We start from the raw sequence: 24,279 nt of genomic DNA on the forward strand, positions 1-24,279 counted from the left end.
CATCCTTTCTGACTCTATTTTAATTTTTTAAGGTAAATGTCTATCTTTTAAGTAGTTTTTGCTTTCCTTTTTTTAAAAATTCAAAAGCTAAGTCCATCTCTTCTACCTTAAATAAAACTATCAATATCGTATATACAGAAGCCCCACCTAATACTCCAGTTCCAACTGCTATAATTTCTTTAATTGTTCCTGCACCTATAAATGCATATAGATTGTTATATATCAATAAAGTGACTACTGCCATCACACCTGATGCTACCAAACTTTTAAGACCAGTCTTTATGATTTTATCTCCTCCAAAATATCCAGTTTTCTTTTTAAGAGATATAAACAATAATATAACTGTAATTATATTAGACGTACTAGTTGATATAGCAATACCTGCATGACCAAGTGGTCTTATCAATATTAAATTAAGAACTATATTTATTATTAAAGCTATACTTCCATTTATCATTGGTGTCTTTGTATCTGAAAGAGAATAGAATGCTCTATATAAAACATCTCTTACCCCACAAGCCAATAAACCTAACGAATATAATCTAAGAGCTATAGATGTAAGGTCTGTTGATAATGCATCAAACTTACCCCTTTGGAATAGTATTCTAACTAGAGGTTCTGCTAGTATAATAGCTCCTATGGATATTGGAAGCACTACCAATATAATACAATTTGATGACTTTACAATAGTACTTATAAATCCTTCTTTATTATCTTTACCTGACATTTTTGCCAGCTTAGGATATATAACGGTTATTATAGATGTAACAAATAATGCCATAACAAACTCATTTAGTCTATTTGCATAGTTAAGAGCGGACAACTTCCCATCCCCTAAAGTAGTTGCCAATAACCTGTCAACAAATATATTTAACTGTCCAACAGCTACACCTATTAACATAGGCAAGACTAGATTCACTAATTCTTTTATGGACTCATCCTTTAAATTTATATATGGTTTATACTTGTAGGACTTCTTAAATGCAAATGGGAGTTGAAACAATAACTGACTTGCCATGGCAATCAATGCTCCTGCTGGTAGTATCCATACATTTTTACCTGCACTTAGTGCTATTGCTGCTATTATTATGATATTATATGGAATTCCTATAAGACCTGGAATTACAAAGCTGTCATTCACCTGTAAAAATGAACTAAATATTTTACTTCCACTCAAGAACAAAACTCCTGAAATCATTATTTTAGTAAATAGTATTGCTGCTTGAAACTTAGCAGGGTCACTTCTAAATCCTGCTGCAAATACTGTAACAAATTGCTCTGTAAATAAAAGCCCAAAAATAGCTATTATTATAGCCATTATATAGCATATATTTAAAACATTGTTAGTAAATTTTAAGGCACCTTCATCTCCGAGTCTTTTCTTTGTCTCAAAGTACATAGGTATATAAGTTGTAGCAATTGCAGAACCTATGACTGCTATGATTAAACCAGGTATATTTAATGTTAATACAAATACGTCTGCATACATACCTGTTCCATAGAAATTTGCAAGTACAAGTTCTCTAAGGAAACCTAATACTTTTGAAAACATAGTGGCCGCCATAATCCACAATGCTGCTTTAGCTGTTTTTGACATTTTCTTTCTCCTTCTCTAATTTAAACTCTAAAAGTAGAACTTTTAAAACTGCTTATAAACATTATTCTGATTAAGTAAATTTAACCTATGAAAAGCTTCCTTAATAAATTAAAGACTATCTTGACTCATATCTAAGCGCTCTAAATACAATCAATAGTAATAATAGTATTAATATTATACAAGATAAGGATGTTAAATTAAGTATACTCTTTAACAGACTATAATTACCTACTGTATATCCAACTTCAATTACATCACTTATGTTGTTATCTTTCAAGAATTTATCTTGTGCATGACTTAAATTATCACTACAAATCAGTATTGGCATATTTTCTTTGGCCGATACTACTCCCAAAGAAATATATTCGTTTACATCAGATCTACTTCCAAAATCTAATTTAGCAGTATAGATTTTCTTTATATCTTTTTCATCATAAAACTTCTTTATTAAATCAACATTTGTGCTTGACTTATTTATTTGCTTTATACCTTCTATATTCTTTAAGCTAGAATCAATGTCTGCAACAAACTCTTTTGAATCACCTAATGCATATATTTTTTCAAGGTTTTTACTTTTTAAGAAGTCAATTTGTTCTTCAAAACCTTCATCTTGAGCCCATATTATTGGCATTCCATTTTTAGCTGCATAAGAATATACAGATATGGCATTCTCTAATCCTGTAGTTGAGCTAAGTAAAAATGCTTTATCGAATCCTACTGTTCTGTACATTTCTCTAGCTATCTTTAAAGATGTATCATATCTGTCTTTTCCTCTTATTCTTTCCACTTTAATTCCCATTTTCTCTATATTACGTTCAGCATCTTTAGATACTGCCTTTAAACCACCTATTATCGTAACCTTCTCTGGACCTAACTCTTTTAGATAATTTCTTGTTACTCTACCAACATTTTTACTCTTAGTTACAACTATCGGAGCATTTTTTACATATGCCAAAGGTGTTGCACTTATACTATCTACAATTGACTCTTCATTTACAAGAATTACTTCTTTAGAATTCTTGAATACTCTTTTATTTAATTCTGTTGAAATCTCTGGTATACTACCTTCTATCAACTCTTTTTTAGGACTTACATCTGCAAATACCCCCACTGTACTAGAAATAGAGATTAGCAAAACTAACGATAATATAGTAGAAATTTTTTTAATCATAAGTTCTCATTCCTTTTCTTTTTGTATTTTTTGACAATAAAAAAGCTCTTTTTTAAAGAGCTTTTTCATTGATTAATAATCTAATATTTTAAAATTATCTAGCTCCGTCTCCTGTCAATACTACTTTAACAGTTTTAAAGAGTATCTTAAAGTCAAGTAATATACTCCTATTTTTTATATAGTAAATATCTTCTTTAAGTTTTTCTTCAGGAGTGATTTCGTATCCACCATTTACTTGTGCCCAACCTGTAAGTCCAGGTTTTATAGCAAGCCTATTGATAAATCCAGGTATTTCCTCATTAAATTGAACAGTAAAGTTTGGTCTCTCTGGTCTAGGGCCTATTAAGCCCATGTCCCCCTTTAATATATTAAACAGCTGTGGAATCTCATCAATTCTAGTTTTCCTAATAAACTTTCCAACCTTAGTTATTCTAGGATCATCTTTTTCAGCCCATTGTGCGCCAAATTTTTCTGCGTCTGTTCTCATAGATCTCAATTTATATATATAGAATCTTCTCCCGCATTTTCCTAGTCTTTCTTGCTTATAAGTTATTGGTCCTTTGTCCTCTATTTTAATAAGAATTCCAAATATTGCTATTAAAGGTAAACCTACTACAAGTCCTAATATAGATAAAACTAAATCCACAACTCTTTGGTACAAGTCAAACAACACTGTGCCTTTTACTATGCTATAGTCAATCTCACTTGCAATTTCTTTATCTGCCCCTGGATAGCTTGTAACTTTAGGTATTTCACATTCATCATTAGTATATCCAGACATAGTTACCTCCATATTGGAATAAAAATTTTTTAAATTCTTAATTTCAACGTATTTCTATCTTATTTTTGACTTATTTCTATATTATACTCAATAATGAGAAGTTTATCAATACAATAAACGTCATTGTAAACAATTTGATTCTTTGCAAAAATATATCATCTCTTGCTATATTTTACATTATAACAGGAGATGATATATTTTGCTTTAATATTTTTTATTTTATTTTACTGTATCTTCTATTCCTATTCCAATTTGAGTTCCCATTGTCTTTACTTTTTCTGCTGTATTTAACTTGTCCATGTCGCTCTTATTGTCTATAAATGCGCATTCTACAAGTATTGCAGGATATTTATTGTTTCTTAATACATATAGGTAATCATTTCCATTAGCAAGTGTTCTTGTCTTGATTCCTCTATTTTGCATATTAAATTTCTCTAATATTCTTTTTAATATATTTGATGCAGCAGTCTTAGTTGTTCCACCATTTTTATCTTTTACTTTGTAAAAAATTTCCACACCATTACCAGCTCCATTAGATGCATTGTAATGTATACTTGTAAATAAATCTGGCTTTATAGTGTTTGATAATGTCGTTCTTTCTCCCAAAGCCATTGTTTTATCTGTATCTCTAGTCATAACAACATTTATACCTTTTGAACGTAAATATTCAGTAGTTGCTAGTGCTGTATTAAGAGTATATTTCTTTTCTTGAGCTCCACCATTTAATCCACTTGTTGCTCCTGAGTCAGAACCCCCATGACCTGGGTCTATCACTACAGTTTTTCCTGCTGCTGAACCTGGATTTTCTGGTTCTGTTGGTGCATTGTGTTTTGATAAACTAGATGCTATAGAACTTATAACACTATCCTTCATTCCATCACCAATTTGATATACTGTTCCTGCTGTTTTTTCTGATAAGTTTGTACTATGGTATGCAGAAACGTAAGTTTTTGGAGTTATAAGTATTGGAGATTTCAACTTAGCTGCTAAAGGTCCTGCTGTTATTGAGTCAACTATTATATCAGATTTTGCAACTAACATTGCGCTCAATTCTTTATCTGGATAGAAAGTCTTAATTACCTTCGCATTAGTTTCATGTCTATCAGCTCCAGATACTCTGTTTTTTGAAGTTGCATTTTTTGCTATCTTAGATATTTGGTCTATAAGTTTTGATGATAGACTTTGGTCTCCACCTATGTAGTAAGCTTCTTCCAAACCTTGTGAAGATAGCCAATTATATGTACTTTCTGGTACAGAATCTTTATTAGCTAATATTATAGGTTGTTGGTCTTCACCTGCTTTTGATGAAATATTAAGAGCATCGTACTCACCAGCATATCCATTTGCTATATATATCTTATTAACATCATGATACTTATCAATTTCTTTTGCTATAAGTAAAGATGTTTCATGTCTATCAACTCCACCAATACGAGTTACATTTACATCTACAGCAGATTTTATTTGAGATACTGCCTTTTGTGAAACTGAACCATCATCACCTATGATTATTACATCACTTGGGTTTAGACGTTTTAATTCAGCCTTTGTACTTTCTGGTATATCATCTTTATTTGCAAGTAATATTGGTGCATCATATGTAGAAGCAAGTGGAGTAGCTGTGATTCCATCTGCTGCTAGTTCTCCATTAACTATTACAACCTTACTAGCTCCATCTTTCCATCCTTGTTTACTTATCTCAACTGCTGTCTCAAATCTAGTAGCTCCTGCAAGTTTTTTTACTGGTGCAGAAGTTTTTCTCATATATTCATTCACTGCTTTTGTTGAGTTAGCATCACTTATTATAAACTCTTGTGTAACATCATAATCTTTAAGATTTAACCCCATAGATTCTAAATCTTCTTTATTTAAAACCTTCTGTTTATCTTTACCATTTACTTTTATGCTTTGAAGTTCCCATACATTTAAGTATTCTGGGTCTTTGTTATAGTTTATTACACCTTCATATGTATCTGTTTTTTCATTGTAATTTAAAGTAGCTTCAAGTGGCATATCATAACACATAAAGTTTAATGTTATTGAATCAGCATTTAATTTTTCTTTAAACTTTACACTTGCATTCGATTTACTTCCTAACACAACACTTTTTCTTTGTAAATTTATATTAATATCTGAATTAGATTCTGTATTTGCAGTAGTATTTTCCGCTGCTAAAGCCACGTTTGGTGCCACCATTGCTATAGACAACATTCCTGTTGCTAATAATTTTGTTCTCTTTCTCATCGTATCCCCCCTAGATTTTTAGATATTTAAATCCTATTTAATTCTTCTTGAACTTGTTTTATATTACATAAATTCAATATTATGTAAATCTTTTTTCATTATAGCACAAAAGATTACAAATTGTAATCTTTTTGTAATCTTTTATGGCATGTTTTTTTAATTTTCGCTAGGGAAAAACTGGATTATTACTGAGAATTTCTGCATATTTAAACAAATTGAATAAATATTTTTTTAAACAAAACACTACATTAAATTTTAATAAATATTTTCTTTTTATACATAAACGACATTATTATAACCCAAAACAATACATACAAGAGAGAAAATACAAGAGAATCCCATGTTGTACCTGCCCAAGGTGTTATAAATTCATATGTAGTCCATTCCACCAAAGTAGTAGGATAATCTACTTTATCAGTAAGTTTTGGTAAATTCCAAAACACATGGCTCAATATTTCAAGACACATATATGTAAAAATAGGGCTACTTCCAAGTGCTATTATTGGAGTAAATATTTTGCTTTTATTTTCGATGTCACATATAAAGTAAAATATTGCCAATAAAATACCATAACTGCCGGCCATTAAAAGTATGAATGAACTTGACCATAATCTCTTATTAAATGGAAAATATTGATTAAAAACAAAAGCACATATAAGTAAAATGATACTCATAATTAATATTTTGAAGAATTTTTTATACTGTCCTATATTTTCTTTTAGAAGTACACACCCCATAGTACAACCCAACATACCTGAAGAAATTGCTACTATACTTGTTAAAAATCCATCTGGTTCAAACTCTGGCTTGTACAAATGTCCTTTGAAAAAATGGAAATCCACCAATTGTGCAAGAGAACCTTCTAGCTCAAATCCATATGGTTTTGCCACTATATAGTATCCCACTATGATAAATGCAGATATACATAAGAAAGTAATTATAGTTGCAGTGCTTCCTACATTCAGTTTTTTTAGTAGTAAATACACTAGACTAGTTACAAGGTATACTAATCCCATACGTTGAAGCACCCCAAGTATTCTTACAGTACTTAAGTCATGATTTCCTAGGTAATTTAAGAAAAATCCAAACAACATTAGTAAAATACTTCTCTTAAATATACTTATTATTATTCGTATTGTAGATTTACTATTCTTTAGTTTACTGTTTATTGATATTGGAATTGTAACACCTAAGGATATAACAAAGAAAGGAAATGCAAAATCTGCAAGTGTTACACCATGCCATATAGCATGTCTAAGTTGTGGATACATTCTCATCCAAGTCCCAGGATTATTGCAAACTATCATGAGGGCTATTGATAGCCCTCTTATTATATCAATTGATTTAACTCTATTTTTCATAATTTTTGTATCTAATTTACCTTCAAATCCACTCTCCATATTACCTCCCCAAGATTTAACTGTATATTTATCTTTAGCTATGAATCCATCTAACTATATATTTTCAAATATAAGTATAAAATATAGCTTTCTTAAATATACATCTTTTTAGTTAAGAAATTTCTTTAGAAATCCAAGTTTATCTAATATATCTTGTATCTTATTAATTTTCTGGCTTATAGAATCTATAGCTTTTTCAATTGAATCAACCTTAGCTTCTAAATCTTCAACCTGATTTACTTTTTTATCTATAGTTCCATGATTAGTGATGTCACTATTAGATGAGTTATCTATAAGCTTTCCTATATAACCATCATTAATCAATTTTGTATCATTAGCAGATGCCAATATCATCATTGTTTCTATATCTGAATTTCTAGTATTTTCTATAACTCTACCATTTTTGTCACGAACTGACAATATAGTTATTGTATCATGATTGTTAAATCCACCTTCTCCAATATTTCTCACTATAACATTTACTAAAGTAGCATAGTTATTTACCTCACCATTAGGCATATCAATAGTGATAGTCTTTGAACAATCACCTTTTATATTCACAGTTATTGGCTTATTTGTTACCATTCTAAAAGCTTCATTTACAGTATCCTCTTTTGGATTAAAGTTAATAATGTCATTAGGACTTGCAATATTTATCATATTAGTTAATTCCTCAACGGTTTTAGCTTCAAAGATAGTTTTATCTTGTAAAGTCTTAATTTCATTAAAAGCTTCTTCATTTCCATTTCCACCAACTTGTGTTATAGTACTTAATTTTTTAGTACTAAGTATATCCCTTTGCTTTGTATTTAGTTTATCACCGACCAAAACAACAGGTGATTCATTCTTTGCCGCCAATACTCCAACTGCCAATGAATCAATAAGTTGATTTTCATTTTTACTTCCATCTTTAGTTACGTATAGATTGTTTAAATCTACATCAGAATAAAATTTTTCTATAACCTTGGCATTAGTTTCATTTCTATCCTTTCCACTCAATCTTTCTGCATTAGGGAGGCTTTTTTCTATAGCTCTTGAAACAGAATTTGTACCTCCTATTACATATGCCTTTATAACTTTCTCATCTTTTATAAATTTCTCAAATGCTTCTACTCCATTCTTTGGACTAGATAAAACTACAGGCATATTATTTTGAGCAGATGGTGCCCCAACACTTACAGCATCACTTAGCCCTTTTTCGCCATTTACAACAGCTACTTCCTTAACATCTTTAATATCTTTTAGTTTATTTGCTAAAAGTAATGAAGTTTCATATCTATCATTACCACTAATTCTTTCTACATTTAATCCATCACTTTTTAATTGATTCTCTATATCCTTGTTTAACACAGCAGTCCCACCAATTAAATAAATATCCTTAGCTCCCAAACGCTTTAGCTCTGTTTTGGTTCTATCATCCAGTTTATTGCTTTCTGTCAAAAGTATTGGAGCTCCTTTAGATTTTGCAAATGGTGTAGCTGAAAGAGCATCAGCCAAAGAGCTATCATTGACTAATACAGCATTATTACTAGAACTATATGCTTTTTGGCTTATCTTTACAGCAGTTTCATATCTCCCTTCACCTATTAATTTTTCCTCTGTAAGTGCATATGATGAAGTTATAGAAATCCCACTTAAAGTAAGCGCTATTGTCAATATTGTTAAAATAGTTTTTGGTGCTTTCATTTTATTACCCCCTTATTTCGTTTAAAATCTTACTATATTATATTATAGAATATCTTTACACTATTTTACAGTTTAAAATTATTACATTTTTATCTATAAAAATTTCTCAAGAAATAAGCCCCAACCATATTAACGGTTAGGGCTTATTTCCTTTATATATTTTTAAAGCAATATTAAATATTTTTTAAACTATAAAACATTTAACATTATTATTTTCCTAAAAGATTATTTAATTCATTAAAAGCACTTTCATTTCCATTTCCACCAACTCTAATTGGAGTTTCTATTTTCTTAGATTTAAGTACAGTTTTTTGACTTTCATCTAATTTATTTCCAACTAGAACTACTGGTGAATCAGTTTTAGCACCTAATGCTCCTACTGCTAGTCCATCTATTAAGTCACCTTGACTTTTTGAACCATCTTTAACAACAAAAGCATATTTTAAATCTGAATTAGTATAGAACTTATCTATTATCTTAGCATTAGTTTCATTTCTATTACTTCCTGCAAGTCTTGTTGGATTTGAAAGCTTACTTTCTAAGCTTGATGATAAAGTAGCTGTACCACCAATTATATAAGACTTAGTTATTTTTGATGAATTTAAAAACTCGTCAGCCCCTTGTAACTCACTCTTTTCATTAGTAAGTATTATTGGCATATTGTTGTCAGCAGCTGCTGCACCAACACTTATTGCATCTGCAAGTCCATTGACACCATTTGCTACTGCAACTTGTGAAACAGATTTTATACTATTTAGTTTTTGAGCTAGAGATATACTAGTCTTGTATCTATCACTACCACTAATTCTCTCTATTGATATACCCATATTGCTAAGTTGAGTTTGTATATTCTTACTTAGAGAATTTTCTCCACCTATTAGATAAACTTTTTTAGTTCCTAATCTTTGTAACTCTGCCTTAGTTTTTGAATCTAAGTTATCTTTTCCTGTTAAAAGGATTGGAGAATCAATTGCTGTTGTAAATGGTGTAGCGGTTAAAGCATCCACTATTGCATTTCCATTTACTAGTACTGCATTTTGTGAAGAAGTCCATCCTTTCTGACTAACTTTAACTGCTGTTTCATATCTATCTGCTCCAGTTAAAGATTCTCCTGAAGTAGCTTGTCCAGAAGATGTTTTTGTTATAGCTTTTATAACAAAGTTACAAGGAGAGAACTCGCTATATGTATTTATATCCTCAAATTTATTGTTTTGAAGTATGTAACTTTCACCTAAGTTTGCTTTAGCTTCATATAAGTAATATCCATCTATGTTAGTTTCATATGCTAAAGTAGATTTTTCTCTATTAGGATTTGCTGAGTTATCTATAACTACTACTATTGCTCCTTTTCCTTTTGGTAGGTTATAAGAGTTAGTAGGTACATTTATGTATCCAGAGTATGACACTGTTCCATTTGCAAGTTTTGTCATTGAGTTATTTTGAGGAACTCCATTTACTACTGGTGCATAATATACTTCATATTTTGCTCCTACAGAGTCTGTTTCAAACATAACTGAGTCAAGTTTTTCAGATTCTCTACTGAAATCAAATACATTTGCTGCTGTTATTTTATTTGACATTATCTTGCTAAGACCAGCATATTCAAGTTGGTACATTTTTTTATCACTATCTGGTTTTGATACTGATTTCATTGCATAATTATCTGTATCTGTTAAAATAGTTTTGTCTTCATAAGAAATCCAGAAAAATCCTTTCATAGAGTTGAATTCTCCCCAACTACTTTTTACTAACCAGGCTCCATTTGATTCTGGCTTAACATCAGAAGCAAAGTTGTCCTTTGAATAATTGTCATCCCATCCTACTATAGCTACAGCATGATTTAAAGGTGCTCTCTTATTTGTACAGTTATATGCTGTTTCATCATCATTAAAATAATTAGTATAATGTGCATATCCTGATGTAACAGAACCATATTGCATTATAGCATTTTTTACAGTTTCTTTATCTTTACCAAGACGAATAACATCTGTTACATTAAATTGTGTTGGTGCAGTATCCATATTTGAAGGTCTAGTTGCACCTTGTTCTTCAGATTTAAGATTATATGGTATGTCCTTTTCTAATTTAGGCCCTGCCCATGCAGTCAAATATCCTATAGCTGTTACATTTGAGCTACCTGACATATCGTCTAAATTCCATCCATATGTTCCTCCAGTTGACCACCATCTAAAGTGCTCTTCTGAAAGGTCATAGGTTCCATATCCTTTTAACTTTAAATATGCTTCTAAAGTTGACATACTAGAAAATGCCCAACATGTATTAAGCTCTCCTTGATTTTTCGCTGGTGTAGTTAGACCTAAGTTCATTGGATTGTATGCTACACTTGCTTTATATGATGATGGAAGAGTACTTCTACTCTTATTTTGAAGTATTGTACCTTCCATTTCATGTGGAATTGGTATTACTCCATTATATTTTGCTGTGTCTCCATTTTTTACATCTTCTAGGTATTGAAGATAGCTTTCAGAATACTCTGCAGTTTCTACTCCAGTTAGAGTTTTATTGTTTTCTGCTGATACAGGTATTGTTGACACTATTAAAAAGCAGACTGTCAACAACGCCAGTAGCTTTAACAATTTTTTTGATTTGTACTTTCTCATATTTACCCCCTTATATGTATTTAATTTTTATTATATCAGATTTCTAAATCTAGGTCATATTTTATTTTTATAAAATATGGATTATAAGTACATATTAATTATATAATCTTATAGTTTTATTCTTTATAGTATTTTAAAATCTATTGATTTATTAATGGATATGTTATACTAAAATGTGTTAGTTTTTATTTAAAGATAGTTATATTTAATTAGTTTGGGAGGGTTATATTTGATTTTAAAAAAACATAAAGAGACAATATTATATTTATTCTTTGGAGCACTTACTACCTTTGTAAATATAGTTTCATATTTATTTTTTACTAGAGTTATTTCATTTAATTTTATTATTGCAAATACTTTAGCTTGGATACTTGCTGTTTTATTTGCCTATGTTACAAATAAATTTTTTGTGTTCGAAAGTATGAAAACTGAGATGATATTCTTATTTAAAGAATTTTTATCATTTATTAGTTTTAGATTATTTTCTGGTTTTATTGAAATGTTAATTATGTATATAATGATTGATTTTCTATTTGTAAATGATATTATAGTTAAAATTATTACTAATATAATTGTTATAATTTTAAATTATTTATTTAGTAAGATGATAATTTTTAATAATCTTAAATAAAAAAATAGCCTACTATTTCAGTAGGCTTAGCTATATATTTAAGTAATATAAATATATTAGATATTAAGGTGTATGTACATATTGAATCTTATTTTCCTTTAATTCATCAAAGTGTGATTTTACAGAATGATATCCTATTGCATACTGTCCATTCTCTGGATTCCATTTTTTATAAGCATTCATAGCATTCAGTAGTTTATTTTCTTGGCTATTTAAAACTTTCCATACTTCTACATTTGGATTAACTTTAGTGAAATCATTATAATCATATGGCTCTACATAAAATCTTAAATCCTTTATTTTTCCTTCTTCATATAACTCTAATGCAGCTTCACCTAAAGCTCTATGGTCTTCATGTATTCCACTAGCTTTATATGGAGTAACTGTTTTTACTCTTGCATTTGGATATTTATCCAAATATTTCAATATTATCTCTTTTGCTTTTTCTTTACTCAATTCTCCATCATGAGCTCTATTTTCTTCTATGTGTATATTACTTTCTTTAACTCCCATTTCCTTACAACTATCTTTAAATTCTTCATCTCTGTCTTTTGAAAATTCTTCTTCTGGCAAAGAATATTTATGTATGTCTTTTATATGATATGAGCATGTTCCTCCATCATCTAATACCTTTCTTATTATTGATTTACTACCATCTGTACATAGTATTACATGTGTATCACTTTTTTCAACATGTTCAATTATTGCATTTCCCATGCTTAAAGTTTCATCATCTTGATGTGGTGAAAAAAATAAAGTTGCTTCTACCAATCTTATGTCCTCCCTTTTAATAAAAAATCCGTTAATATTATAATTTTTTCTTAAAATACATGATATGCTATTGCAAATACAATACCTCCAGATAAAACATTACCTAAAAATATTCCTAAAATTGCATCTTTCAATCTCATTTCAAGTAATGATGCAATTCCAGCTGCACTCCAAGTTCCTGTAGTTGGTAGCGGAATTCCAACAAACAAAATTATTCCAATTACACTTATGGACTTTAATTGTTTTGCTCTCTTACGTAATTTATTTTCAAGCAAATTAATTAAATACTTAAAATATCCCTTCACTTTTAAATAATTTAATATATATCTGAATGTTAGTAATATTGGTATCCCTATTATGGTAGAACCAATTAAACATGCTAAATATACCAATAGTGGATTCAAATCTAATGCCAAACCCATAGGTATAGCCCCTCTAAGTTCTATGACTGGTATCATAGAAAAAAATATTAAATTTACATATTCCAATATATCTCTCCTTGTATTCATATTTATAAAAAATACTACTTATTACTCTAATATGCATTTTTATTTATAATTCCTTTAAATAATGTTAAAAATATTATTTTTATATCAAATAAAAATGTCCAATTTTCTATATAATACAAATCATGTTCTATTCTTTTTTCTATTGAAGTATCACCTCTGTATCCATTTATCTGAGCCCAACCTGTTATGCCTGGTCTTACTTGATGTTTTACCATATATCTTGGAACTTCATCTTTAAATTTATCTACAAAAAATGGTCTTTCTGGTCTTGGTCCTACGATTGACATATCTCCTTTTAAAACATTAAAAAATTGTGGTAGTTCATCTATACTAACCTTTCTCATTATAGCTCCCCATTTTGTCTTCCTCAAATCACCTTTTGTAGTCCATTCTAATTTTTCATCTTCTTCTTTTTGAACTTTCATAGATCTAAATTTATACATATTAAAATTTTTTCTATTTAAACCTACTCTGATTTGTTTGTATATTACTTCGCCTGGAGATGTGAACCATATCATTATCACTGAAAATAACATTATAGGTAACGTTATAAATATAGCAAACAAAGAAAATAGTATATCAAATATTCTTTTGAATGTGTTATTTATGTAATTATCCAAAGGGATACGTCTTGTATCTATAATTGGTATATCATCTAAGTAATCCATATATGGTTTTGATGATACATATTCATAATAATATGGAATTATATTTGTTCTTACTCCTGCCTTTTCACACTGGTTTATTACTTCTCCAACTTTGTGAAATTCATCCAAATCAACTGTAATGAATACTATATCTATATATATTTTTTTCAATATTATTTCTATTTCATCTAAAGTTCCTAGAACTAATAAATTTTCAAATATATCTGATGTATTAATTTTATCATCTAAGTATCCCACTATATTATATCCCCATTGATGATTTTTTCTAATCTTTGTTGTTAATTTTTTTCCTATATCAGTTGCTCCAACTATCAAGCAGTGTTTTTGATTAAACCCCTTACTTCTATATTTATGTAAAATATACCTTAGTATTATTCTACTCAAACTCATAAATATTATATTGTATATTATAAAGAACACAAGTACCATTCTTGAATAATTTATTAATTTTATTATGAATAGAATTAATATTAATATTAATGCTCCTATAATATTTGCATTTATGATTGTTGTTATTTCTTTATATATATTACATGTTCTCTTTGTGCTATATAAATCTAATACATTGTACAATATAAAATATATTAACACAGAACAAAAAGTTGTTATTATATAACTATGATTTCCTATCGAATTTGTTCCTTTTAATACATCAAATTTCGTGAAATATGCTAATATAAAAGAAATTAATATTACAATTATATCTATACCTATTTGTACTTTATTTAGAATTTTTTGATTTTCTTTAATCATAATAGCACCTTCTTTAAAATATTAATAAATTTATTTCATTATAAACATTAAATTATTTACTTCATTTTTTAAATAATTTAAAAGTATTTATTATCAATAGCCATTCAATATAAATATATCTAAATATATTTCTGTATTTGAACTTTATCTTTTCTATTTCACTAAACTGTCTAAATGCAGATAAAATTCCACTTCTATACTCCTTTCCAAATCCACATTTAATAAAAAATAAATACTTTATTAGAAATCCAACCAATAAAAATGGACTATTAAAAATCATCTGTACTATTGGCATGTTTTTATATATAACATATATATTGTTTCTAGCAGATAAATTTACCTTAAATGAATTATATTTACTTCCTGATGTAGCACTTCCAATATGATATACTTTAGCATCTGGACAATATACATTTTTATACCCATTTATTAAAGCTCTATAAGATATATCAACATCTTCCATATATGCAAAAAAATTTTCATCAAAATATCCTATCTTTTCTAACATAGATATTCTATAAATAGCTGCTCCTGCACAAGAACTAAATATAAGCCTCTGTTTGTTAAATTTATTTATACTTTTACCATCTCCCATTTTTAATGTCCAACCTAATAATGTATATTCATCTCCAGCATCATCTATAATATTTTTGTTATCATATCTTATCATTTTTGAACTAACAGAAAAAATTTTCTTGTTAGAAGTTATTAATTCAACTAAATTTTTAAGCCATTCTTTATCAACTTCTGTGTCATTATTCAGCATTACCACAAATTTTGATTTTGATAATTTTATTCCTTCATTTACAGCCTTACTAAAACCATAATTTTTATCTAGACGTTTAAAGATTATATTTTTGTAATCATAAATCCAAGAATATAAACTATCAGTTGAATTATTATCTATAACTATAATTCTAAAATCAGTATAAGTTTGTTTTAAAACTGATTCTATACAATTTTTCAAGTAACTTTCTCCATTATAGTTTGGAATCACAATATCAACCATAATTCTCTCTACTTTCCAAATATATTAAATCATAATAACAAATTTATCTAAAAATGTGTTCTTTATGACACAAATTAAGAACACATTTTTTAACTAAATCAAGTTATCATTTTCTTTTTTAGTGTAACAATTATCAAAGTTAATTCTTTTTTCTTCTATTACCAAAGGTCTATTCATAATACGAGTATTTATATTTAATATGTATTCACCTAAAAATCCAATAAAAAATAATTGAACTGAACCTAGAAAAAACACACCAACACTTATTGCAGCAACTCCTGTAGGAAATGCATTCCAATTAATTAATTTCATTATCAATGTTATAATCGCAATTACTACACTTATTCCAGAAAGAGCAAAACCGAATATAGTTGCCAATCTCATAATTGATTTTGAATAAGAAGTAATACCTAGCATACCAAAGTCATATAATACTTTAATATTTGCTGTTGTTTTTCCTCTTTCTCTTTTATTTTGAGAGTAATGTACCCTAGACATCTTAAAGCCAAGTTCAGATACTATTCCTCTTAAATATGGAAGCGGATCATTCAGACTTCTTAATACATCTAGAAAATCTCTATCTAACAACTCAAAATCTGAAAAATGCCTTATTTGCTCAACTTCCGAAATCTTTGACATCATTTTATAATAGCAAGTTCTAGCGAAAAACATAAATTTACTCTCCTTACTATCATCTTTTATTCCTATTACAACTTTTGAACCTTTTTCCCACTCCTTTACAAATTGTACCATGACCTTTGGTGGATTTTGTAAGTCAGCATGAAGCAAAATTGCACAATCACCTTGTGCTTCTCTTAATCCATAAAAATGTGAACGCATTTGTCCAAAATTTCTAGCATTAAAAATTGCTCTTACATGCTTATCTTTTTTACAAAGCTGCTCTATTAAAACTCTAGTATTATCTGGTGAATCATTATCAATAAACATAATCTCATAATTATAGTTACTAAGTTCTTCATTCATAACCTTTGTTACTTCATCATATGCAGGTATAATATTATCCTGTTCTTTATATGTTGGAATTACTATTGTTATTGTTTTTTTCATCTTATATCCTTTCTACAATTACTACACAATTATTAAATCCTTTACTTTAACATGTATCTTTTTAATTCACTATACACATAAAAAGCTCTCTCAATAGCATTATCCATGTTGTAGTACTTATAATCTGCTAATCTACCACATAAAAATAGATTTTCTATTTTCTTAACATGCTCAAGATATTTATTATATTTCTCTTGATTTTCATCATTAATAATAGGATAATATGGTTCTATCCCATTTTTTTCATTGTCAAATTGAATAGGAAATTCATAAGCGATGGTTGTTTTACCTTTAGCATCTTGATATGGCAACTTAGTATACTCTGTAATTCTAGTATAATCTTTTACTTGTGGATATGCCACAACAGGAGCATTTTGAAAACTATCAACTTCCTTTATCTCATATTTGAAATAAAGAGAACGATATGGTAATTTACCATACTTGTACTCTAATAGCTCATCAATAGCTCCAGTAAAAACTACTGGAATTAAACTATCGATACCATTAATTAATAACCTATTATTATTAATACTAATATGCTCTAGCGCATTTACACCTTTAACTAGTTCAATATTTTTATGATTTAATAAATTATCAAAAAAAACTGTATACCCATCTTTTGGTAAACATTCATACTTATTATCAAAATACATGTCAACATAATCAAATCTTACTGGAACACGTTTTAAAACATTTATATCTATATCTTTTGGCAATATTCCCCATTGTTTAGATGTATATAGACTGTAGTCTTTCTTAAAAAGAAATTCAGCATAGTTCCTTACAACATAGTTATTAGATTCTAACATTTCTACTATAGTTGCCTTGTTCTTATCTGGATATTCTAATTTTATATTTTCCTTAATTAATTTTGCCTCATCTTCATCGAAAAACATTTCTATAGTGTCAAAATTAAATGGTGATGGAGTATTCTTACCATCCATAACAACCTCACATTTAAGTTTGTAATCATTCCACTTACTATATTTTAGTATAAAATTATATACTTCCTCACTATCTGTATGAAATATATGAGGTCCATATTTTTGAACTAAAATCCCTATATCATTCAATTCATCATAGGCATTGCCAGCAATATGATTTCTTCTTTCTATAACTAAAACATTTTTATCCAACTCCTCTGCTATTTTTCTTGCAATTACTGCTCCACAAAATCCAGCTCCTACTATCACACAATCATACATCAATCTATATCTCCCATTTTTTGTTTAAAATATTCTATTGTTATTTCAATCCCTATTTCAAATGGATATAAGGCCCTAAATCCAGTATCTTTTTCTAATCTTTCTATATCAACTATAGAATTATCAATCCTATTAGATTTATATGGTAATTTACCTATTCCTAATTTTAAATTTCTATTTATGATATTTCTTATTATCTCTACATATTCAAATAAGGTTCTATCTTCTCCACTGCCTATAGGATATATATTGCTACAGTTATAACTTTCGCCTATTTTATACAATGCATCAATTAAATCTTCTATGTAAATATAATCCCATCTTTGCTCTAATTTAGTAAAACTAGGGACTTCTGAATTTAACAAACTTTTTATTGTGTATGTAATTAAATTATTATCTTCTCGCCCTGGACCATATACACTTGATATAAGCGCCCATACAAAATTTAAATTATGTTGTCTTGCATATAAATCACAAATATAATGTACTGCTACTTTTGAAGCACTATAAAAATCTGTTGGACTTGGTACATCAAATCCACTTAAAAGCTTATCATTGTAAGCATATTCTGAAACAGATCCTGGGTATATTATCTTTTTCACTTTAAGTTTATCAGCTAGTTTCAACATTTTCAAGCTATAATCTATGTTTTTAAGTTGCATTTCTTCATAATTTTTTAGATTTGTATCTACACCAACCCAAGCAAGATGATATAATAAATCTATATTATTAGGTAAAATATTTTCTAGTAAATCTAATTTTTCAAATTCAAAATTTATTATATTTACATTATCAAGTTCAAGAATATGTTTGCAGTTTGAACCTTTTCTAACTAAAGCATACACAATGAAATCTTTTTTAGAAAATAATCTTACTAGATTCCTTCCTATAAACCCATTCGCTCCTGTTATGATAACTTTTTTCATATCTATACTCCCAACCAAAGAAATCATTAATTTGTTTTTCCATAATTAATGAAACATCTTTATTTTCATGATATTCTTTAAACCATCCTATAGTTTTCTCAATAGCAGTATCTATATTCCATTTTGGTTTCCATCCAAAAGTTGATTTTAATTTCGAACAATCTAATTTGAGAAAATTAGCTTCATGTGGACCTTCAAAAGATTTAGTTATCCAATTTTGATTTTTCCCCCATTTTTCACAAAAAATTTCCACCAATTCTCCAGTTGTAATACAATCACTATCATCAGGCCCTACATTATAGAAACCAGCAATATCTCTATTACTATATTGTTCTTTAACTATCATAAGATAAACATATAGTGCTTCTAATACATGCTGATATGGTCTTATTGAGTTTGGATTTCTCACAACTATATTTTCGTTATTATATGCAGCTTTTATACAATCTGGAATAATTCTATCCTTTGAAAAATCTCCTCCTCCAATTACATTTCCTGCTCTAGCTGTTGAGATAGAAATATCTCTATTTTTAAAAAAAGCATTTTTATAACTATAAGTTACTAATTCTGAGCAAGATTTACTGTTTGAATATGGATCATATCCATTTAATATCTCATTTTCTCTATATCCCCATTCCCATTCTTTATTTTCATAAACTTTGTCTGTTGTAACATTCAAAAAAGACCTTACAGTATTAGATAATCTAATACATTCTAAAATATTGACTGTTCCTAAAACATTAGTTTCATAAGTGTATACAGGATCATTATAACTTTCACGTACAATAGGTTGTGCTGCTAAATGAATCACAATCTCAGGTTGTACTTTTAAAAAAACTTCTTTCAGATATTTCAAATCTCTTATATCCCCTATAAAGGAATTTATTTTATCTTCTATTGAAATTATAGAAAATAAGTTTTGTTTCATATTTGGTTTCAATGAATATCCAGTTACTTCTGCACCTGCATCTAATAATATTTTTGTTAACCAAGACCCTTTGAATCCAGTATGACCTGTTATAAATACTCTTTTCCCTTTGTAAAAATCTAACATTACCATTTCCTCCAAGGCGCTTTCCCATCTTGCCATAATTTTTCTAAAAACATTTTATCCCTTTGCGTATCCATACATTGCCAAAAACCAAAATGCTTGTAAGCCATTAATTTACCTTGTTCTGCTATCTTCTCTAATGGCTCTCTCTCAAATATACTATTATCTCCATCAATATAATCAAATATATCAGGCTCTAACACCATAAAACCTGCATTTATAAACCCACTATCATCCTTACTTTTTTCCCTAAATGCATGTATTCTATTATTTTCTATATCTAAAACACCAAACCTACCTTCTGGTTGAACTGCAGTCATTGTGGCTATTTTACCATGTTGTCTATGGAATGTTACAAGCTTATCAATATTTAAATCACTTACTCCATCACCATAGGTTAGCATAAAAGTTTCATCTCCTATATACTTCTGAATTCTCTTTACACGACCACCAGTCATAGTATTTAATCCTGTATCTACCAATGTTACTTTCCATGGTTCGGCAAAATTGTCATGTATTTCCATTTTATTCTCATTAGTGAAGTCAAAAGTCACATCACTACTATGTAAATAATAATCTGCAAAATACTGTTTTATTGCATAAGCTTTGTATCCACAACATATTACAAAATCATTGTATCCATATGCTGAATATGATTTCATAATATGCCATAAGATTGGCATATCTCCTATTTCAATCATTGGTTTTGGCTTTAAGTGACTTTCTTCACTAATACGAGTACCAAAACCTCCTGCTAATATAACAACTTTCATTAAAACATCTCCTTTTATACAAATTTATTTTGCTAAATATTTATAAAATGGCTTATTATAAGGCTGTGGAACTAAATAGTTATGTAAATCCATAGCTTCTGTTCCTTCATCACCTATGTTTTTATCACTAAAAGTCACTGTATTGTCTACCATCAAAAACACATTTTTTTCTATTATAGCTATTTTAATTCCAAAACAAGCTTGCGAAATTGGATTTAAAAATGATAATGATAAACAAATTATCAAGCCAACAAATTTAAGATTTATTTCTCTATTGTATCTTATTTTATCCAATAAAAATTCAGTAACTAAAATCATTAAACAAAAGTAAGCAGGAACAGATACATTCCAACAAAAGTCTGCTAACTTCCCAATTCTAAAAAAAGGAATTATAACTAGAGAAATACCTATAATTATATACATAAAATTATTTTTATTGTCTTCTAATATAAAATACATATATAAACCAAAACTTAATACATAAAATGAGAATAACACAATTAATCTAATTGCTCCATATTCTTTAAGAGGAACATATAGACCAGTACTAGCACCCTCAACTCCACCTGAATATGCAACATTACAACTAAAAAATAGTAAAAACACTACAAATATAGTAAACACTGCAAGTATATTTTGGCAACTAAACACTTCTTTTAATACCTTAGTATAATTCTTTCTACATATTCCTTCAATATAAACATACCTCATACCTAATGAGAACATTATTATAAATAACCCTAAAAATGGTAATGGAGCATATGGTAATATGCATAAACCTAAAAAAGCAAAATTTCTTATTTTTTGTTTGTTCAGTAACAATATTACTATTGCTATCCATGGAGCAATAGTTTGATTATATGTTGAACAAAGCTGATCCATATTAGATCGATACATATATCCAAAGGGCTGATTATTGATTGTAAAGTTTGTCCACCATCCATATGTATTTAGATCAAAATCTATCAAGCTAAAAGTATTTGATACAATACCTCCAATTATATTTATTCCACCCCAACCAATAAAAACTATAACAACTATCCAAATTAATTTTGTTCTTGAAACTTTTAAGTATTGATTTATTAATAGAATTACTATGAAAACTCCAATAAAAGTCCATATGAATAAAGCTATTCTACCTATTAAAAAAGCATAACTTGTATTTATGAATAGCTTAGCTATAAATGCTGGTATTATCCAATGCATAAAATAATACACTAAACCATTTCCTGTTTCTGGATAAATTATAGGCCACTTAAAATATATCAAATCTCTTAACATCGCATTCCTTGTGCTATTATCACTGTATTGGAAAAAAAATCCTCCTTGCCCTGTTAAATACACAAATATTAATAATACTATAGTTATATAAAAAAAAGTTTTTTTATTTATTTCTATAAATCTGTCATCATTACTATAATCTTTTTTTATTAACTTATAAAAAGCAATTACTAATAAGGTTGACATTGTAATTCCTATATAGAGCTTTAACCATGTCATAAAGAAAATTAAAATAGGAATTATTAAATATAAATATGCAATTATAACCAAATTTTTTGATTTTATTTTTATCATAACTTTCCTTTCATTGTTCACTATATTGAACTAAATATCTAAGTATTTACTCCAAAACTCTACATTAGTTAATTCATGTACTCTATCTTTAAACTCAGATTTTACTTTATTAAATTTAAAAATTGTTTTAAAAGCTAAAACAATAAATTTAAAATAATTTTTTATCACTTGTATTCTATTTATTTCTGTTATGAATCCTTTATTTGAAGTAACATCATAATTCAATACTCTTTTAACTCTATAAAAATTACTTGGTCTAGCTAGAGCCATAGACACTATATTGGTTCCTCTAGCTGGCAATATATATCCATTTAATGTAACAAATCTTTTTAACTTATGTATCTTTCTCTCATATTGATCTAGACTCTCTTTATATTTTAAATATGAAAATGGTATATTCAACTCTTCTACTTTTACTGCTTTATATCCCATACTCATTACTTCACTATGAAGTAATTCTCCATCATAAGATTTTATCCAATTAACTCCTTTTAAAAAATCTTCTACAGCTTTATATATAAGATCTACATTTTTATACCTATAATAAGACATTTCTCTAGTTATTCTTTTAAATAAAAACTTTAAAAACTTAAACTTATTATATCTATCAAAATGCAATGAATTATCTATAAGTAAATTTCTAACAATATAATAATGTAAAAAAGATGTATATTTATTTTCAAATGGCTCATGCCAAACACAGATTCCATTTAAAGTAACTAGATTTTTCATATTTCTAAGCCCATACTCAACATCATCTCCTCTTATAAATATAGGAAGAGGTAAATTATCTTCTTTTATAATATCTATTGGCATACAACAATACCACCAAGCATTGTATTCACTGTACTCCTCTACCTCATTATGAATAACTGCCTTTACTTTCCTAAGGTCTAAATTATTTTTCAATGAATCAATAGCTCCACCATACCATGATGCCCCAGATTCTACTTGTATATATTGTTTATCTAATCTAAGCATACTTCCACCAATAAATACGTCTTTATATTCTTTTTTTATCAACCTTAAAAAATTATATGTTTTTTCTAATGAGGCTGGTTCAATTATAATATCATCATCCATTAATAATACATGAGTTATTTTATTTTTTTCTTTTTCCTTTAATATTTCAATAAGACCTCTTGTAAAACCACCTGCTCCACCTGTATTTTTATTTGGATATATATTTATGTTATTGTCAGACAAATTATTTATATTTAATGTCTTACCATTGTCTGCTATATAAACTTTCAATTTATCATATAAAATCGAATCTTTATTCTCTAATATACTTTCTTTTAAAATTCTCAAATTACGCTCAATAAACTTTTCTCTTCCGAAAGTACATATATCTATTGCTATTGTAATATTTTCTAGAGAAGCTTCTTTTATATCAGTATAGTATCCTCCACCATAGAATATAGAATTATCTTCCAAGGCTTCCAATATAAAAGCATAAACTCCTTTTTTATTAAAAGACTTAAATTCTATATTTATTTCTTCAATATCTTTAGAGTCAAACACCACTTCATCTAATATACTCTCAAAAACTTCTTCATGTATTTTTTCTTTATTTATTAATATCACCCTAAATTTTCCTTTTAATTTTAATCTTAGACTCAAATAGTCCAATTTAGTGTATTTATTCCATTTCTCAATTGAAAAAGAATTAAAGTATGTATCAAAAACTAAAGCTAAGTTTTTTTCATTAAATAATATATTTCCATTCATATCATCAAAATATATTTTATCTTTTTTCATTGGTTTATTTACCCTATAATACAATCTTTCAATTGTACAAACTCCAATTTTAGGAAATAACAAATTTTGCAGTATCATA

General features: G+C 28.0%; 19 protein-coding genes. 1 reads left to right on the forward strand and 18 read right to left on the reverse strand.

The features are described from left to right. Positions 1-40: 40 nt before the first annotated feature. From murJ to IC175_RS04025, 7 genes are all read right to left on the reverse strand, one after another. Entirely contained in the window at positions 41-1,597 is a 1,557-nt protein-coding gene (gene murJ / locus IC175_RS03995; protein ID WP_227482116.1) for a murein biosynthesis integral membrane protein MurJ, read from the reverse strand. Positions 1,598-1,712: 115 nt separating this feature from the next. Further along, positions 1,713-2,768 (reverse strand): cell wall-binding repeat-containing protein, encoded by a 1,056-nt coding sequence (locus IC175_RS04000; RefSeq protein WP_227846068.1) that lies wholly within the window; start codon positions 2,766-2,768, stop codon positions 1,713-1,715. Between the two features lie 94 nt (positions 2,769-2,862). Continuing rightward, entirely contained in the window at positions 2,863-3,549 is a 687-nt protein-coding gene (locus IC175_RS04005) for a sugar transferase (protein WP_227434450.1), read from the reverse strand. Between the two features lie 219 nt (positions 3,550-3,768). Continuing rightward, positions 3,769-5,793 (reverse strand): N-acetylmuramoyl-L-alanine amidase, encoded by a 2,025-nt coding sequence (locus tag IC175_RS04010; RefSeq protein WP_227851131.1) that lies wholly within the window; start codon positions 5,791-5,793, stop codon positions 3,769-3,771. A 248-nt stretch (positions 5,794-6,041) separates the two neighbouring features. After that, positions 6,042-7,193 carry a DUF5009 domain-containing protein gene (locus IC175_RS04015; RefSeq protein WP_227851132.1) on the reverse strand — a complete coding sequence of 384 codons (1,152 nt, stop codon included), beginning with the start codon at positions 7,191-7,193 and terminating at the stop codon, positions 6,042-6,044. Positions 7,194-7,301: 108 nt separating this feature from the next. Further along, positions 7,302-8,879, reverse strand: coding sequence for a cell wall-binding repeat-containing protein (locus IC175_RS04020; protein WP_227851133.1), 1,578 nt, complete (start codon positions 8,877-8,879; stop codon positions 7,302-7,304). A gap of 209 nt (positions 8,880-9,088) precedes the next feature. Then, on the reverse strand, positions 9,089-11,500 hold the full coding sequence (locus IC175_RS04025) for a cell wall-binding cysteine protease Cwp84 (protein ID WP_227851134.1): 2,412 nt from the start codon (positions 11,498-11,500) through the stop codon (positions 9,089-9,091). A gap of 229 nt (positions 11,501-11,729) precedes the next feature. Between IC175_RS04025 and IC175_RS04030 the strand changes: the two genes are divergently transcribed. Beyond that, complete coding sequence (locus IC175_RS04030; protein WP_227851135.1) at positions 11,730-12,131, forward strand: GtrA family protein; 402 nt, start codon at positions 11,730-11,732, stop codon at positions 12,129-12,131. A 63-nt stretch (positions 12,132-12,194) separates the two neighbouring features. Here IC175_RS04030 and IC175_RS04035 read toward each other — a convergent pair whose 3' ends face one another. The 11 genes from IC175_RS04035 to IC175_RS04085 all read right to left on the reverse strand — a co-directional run bounded on the left by IC175_RS04035 (position 12,195) and on the right by IC175_RS04085 (position 24,278). Then, positions 12,195-12,902 (reverse strand): PIG-L family deacetylase, encoded by a 708-nt coding sequence (locus IC175_RS04035; protein ID WP_227851136.1) that lies wholly within the window; start codon positions 12,900-12,902, stop codon positions 12,195-12,197. Positions 12,903-12,952: 50 nt separating this feature from the next. Next, positions 12,953-13,390 carry a small multi-drug export protein gene (locus IC175_RS04040; protein WP_227851137.1) on the reverse strand — a complete coding sequence of 146 codons (438 nt, stop codon included), beginning with the start codon at positions 13,388-13,390 and terminating at the stop codon, positions 12,953-12,955. A gap of 47 nt (positions 13,391-13,437) precedes the next feature. Next, positions 13,438-14,832 (reverse strand): undecaprenyl-phosphate glucose phosphotransferase, encoded by a 1,395-nt coding sequence (locus tag IC175_RS04045; protein ID WP_227851138.1) that lies wholly within the window; start codon positions 14,830-14,832, stop codon positions 13,438-13,440. 61 nt (positions 14,833-14,893) lie between these two features. Beyond that, entirely contained in the window at positions 14,894-15,841 is a 948-nt protein-coding gene (locus IC175_RS04050) for a glycosyltransferase family 2 protein (RefSeq protein WP_227851139.1), read from the reverse strand. A gap of 93 nt (positions 15,842-15,934) precedes the next feature. Continuing rightward, complete coding sequence (locus tag IC175_RS04055; protein ID WP_227851140.1) at positions 15,935-16,909, reverse strand: glycosyltransferase family 2 protein; 975 nt, start codon at positions 16,907-16,909, stop codon at positions 15,935-15,937. A gap of 41 nt (positions 16,910-16,950) precedes the next feature. Beyond that, positions 16,951-18,114 carry a UDP-galactopyranose mutase gene (gene glf, locus IC175_RS04060; protein WP_227851141.1) on the reverse strand — a complete coding sequence of 388 codons (1,164 nt, stop codon included), beginning with the start codon at positions 18,112-18,114 and terminating at the stop codon, positions 16,951-16,953. Further along, positions 18,114-19,040 carry an NAD-dependent epimerase/dehydratase family protein gene (locus IC175_RS04065; RefSeq protein ID WP_227851142.1) on the reverse strand — a complete coding sequence of 309 codons (927 nt, stop codon included), beginning with the start codon at positions 19,038-19,040 and terminating at the stop codon, positions 18,114-18,116. The genes glf and IC175_RS04065 overlap by 1 nt, the downstream gene beginning before the upstream one ends. Continuing rightward, positions 18,973-20,094 carry a CDP-glucose 4,6-dehydratase gene (gene rfbG / locus IC175_RS04070; protein ID WP_413927231.1) on the reverse strand — a complete coding sequence of 374 codons (1,122 nt, stop codon included), beginning with the start codon at positions 20,092-20,094 and terminating at the stop codon, positions 18,973-18,975. Before rfbG ends, IC175_RS04065 begins: the two co-directional genes overlap by 68 nt. Next, positions 20,094-20,864: a glucose-1-phosphate cytidylyltransferase gene (gene rfbF / locus IC175_RS04075; protein WP_227851144.1), complete on the reverse strand. Its 771-nt coding sequence runs from the start codon at positions 20,862-20,864 to the stop codon at positions 20,094-20,096. Before rfbF ends, rfbG begins: the two co-directional genes overlap by 1 nt. Positions 20,865-20,888: 24 nt before the next feature. Further along, a complete protein-coding gene (locus IC175_RS04080; RefSeq protein ID WP_227851145.1) occupies positions 20,889-22,439 on the reverse strand; it encodes a hypothetical protein in 1,551 nt (516 codons plus the stop codon). A 30-nt stretch (positions 22,440-22,469) separates the two neighbouring features. Next, entirely contained in the window at positions 22,470-24,278 is a 1,809-nt protein-coding gene (locus IC175_RS04085) for a glycosyltransferase (RefSeq protein ID WP_227851146.1), read from the reverse strand. Position 24,279: the final 1 nt, after the last annotated feature.

This window comes from Clostridioides sp. ES-S-0123-01, assembly GCF_020658415.1.
Classification (GTDB): Bacteria; Bacillota; Clostridia; order Peptostreptococcales; family Peptostreptococcaceae; genus Clostridioides.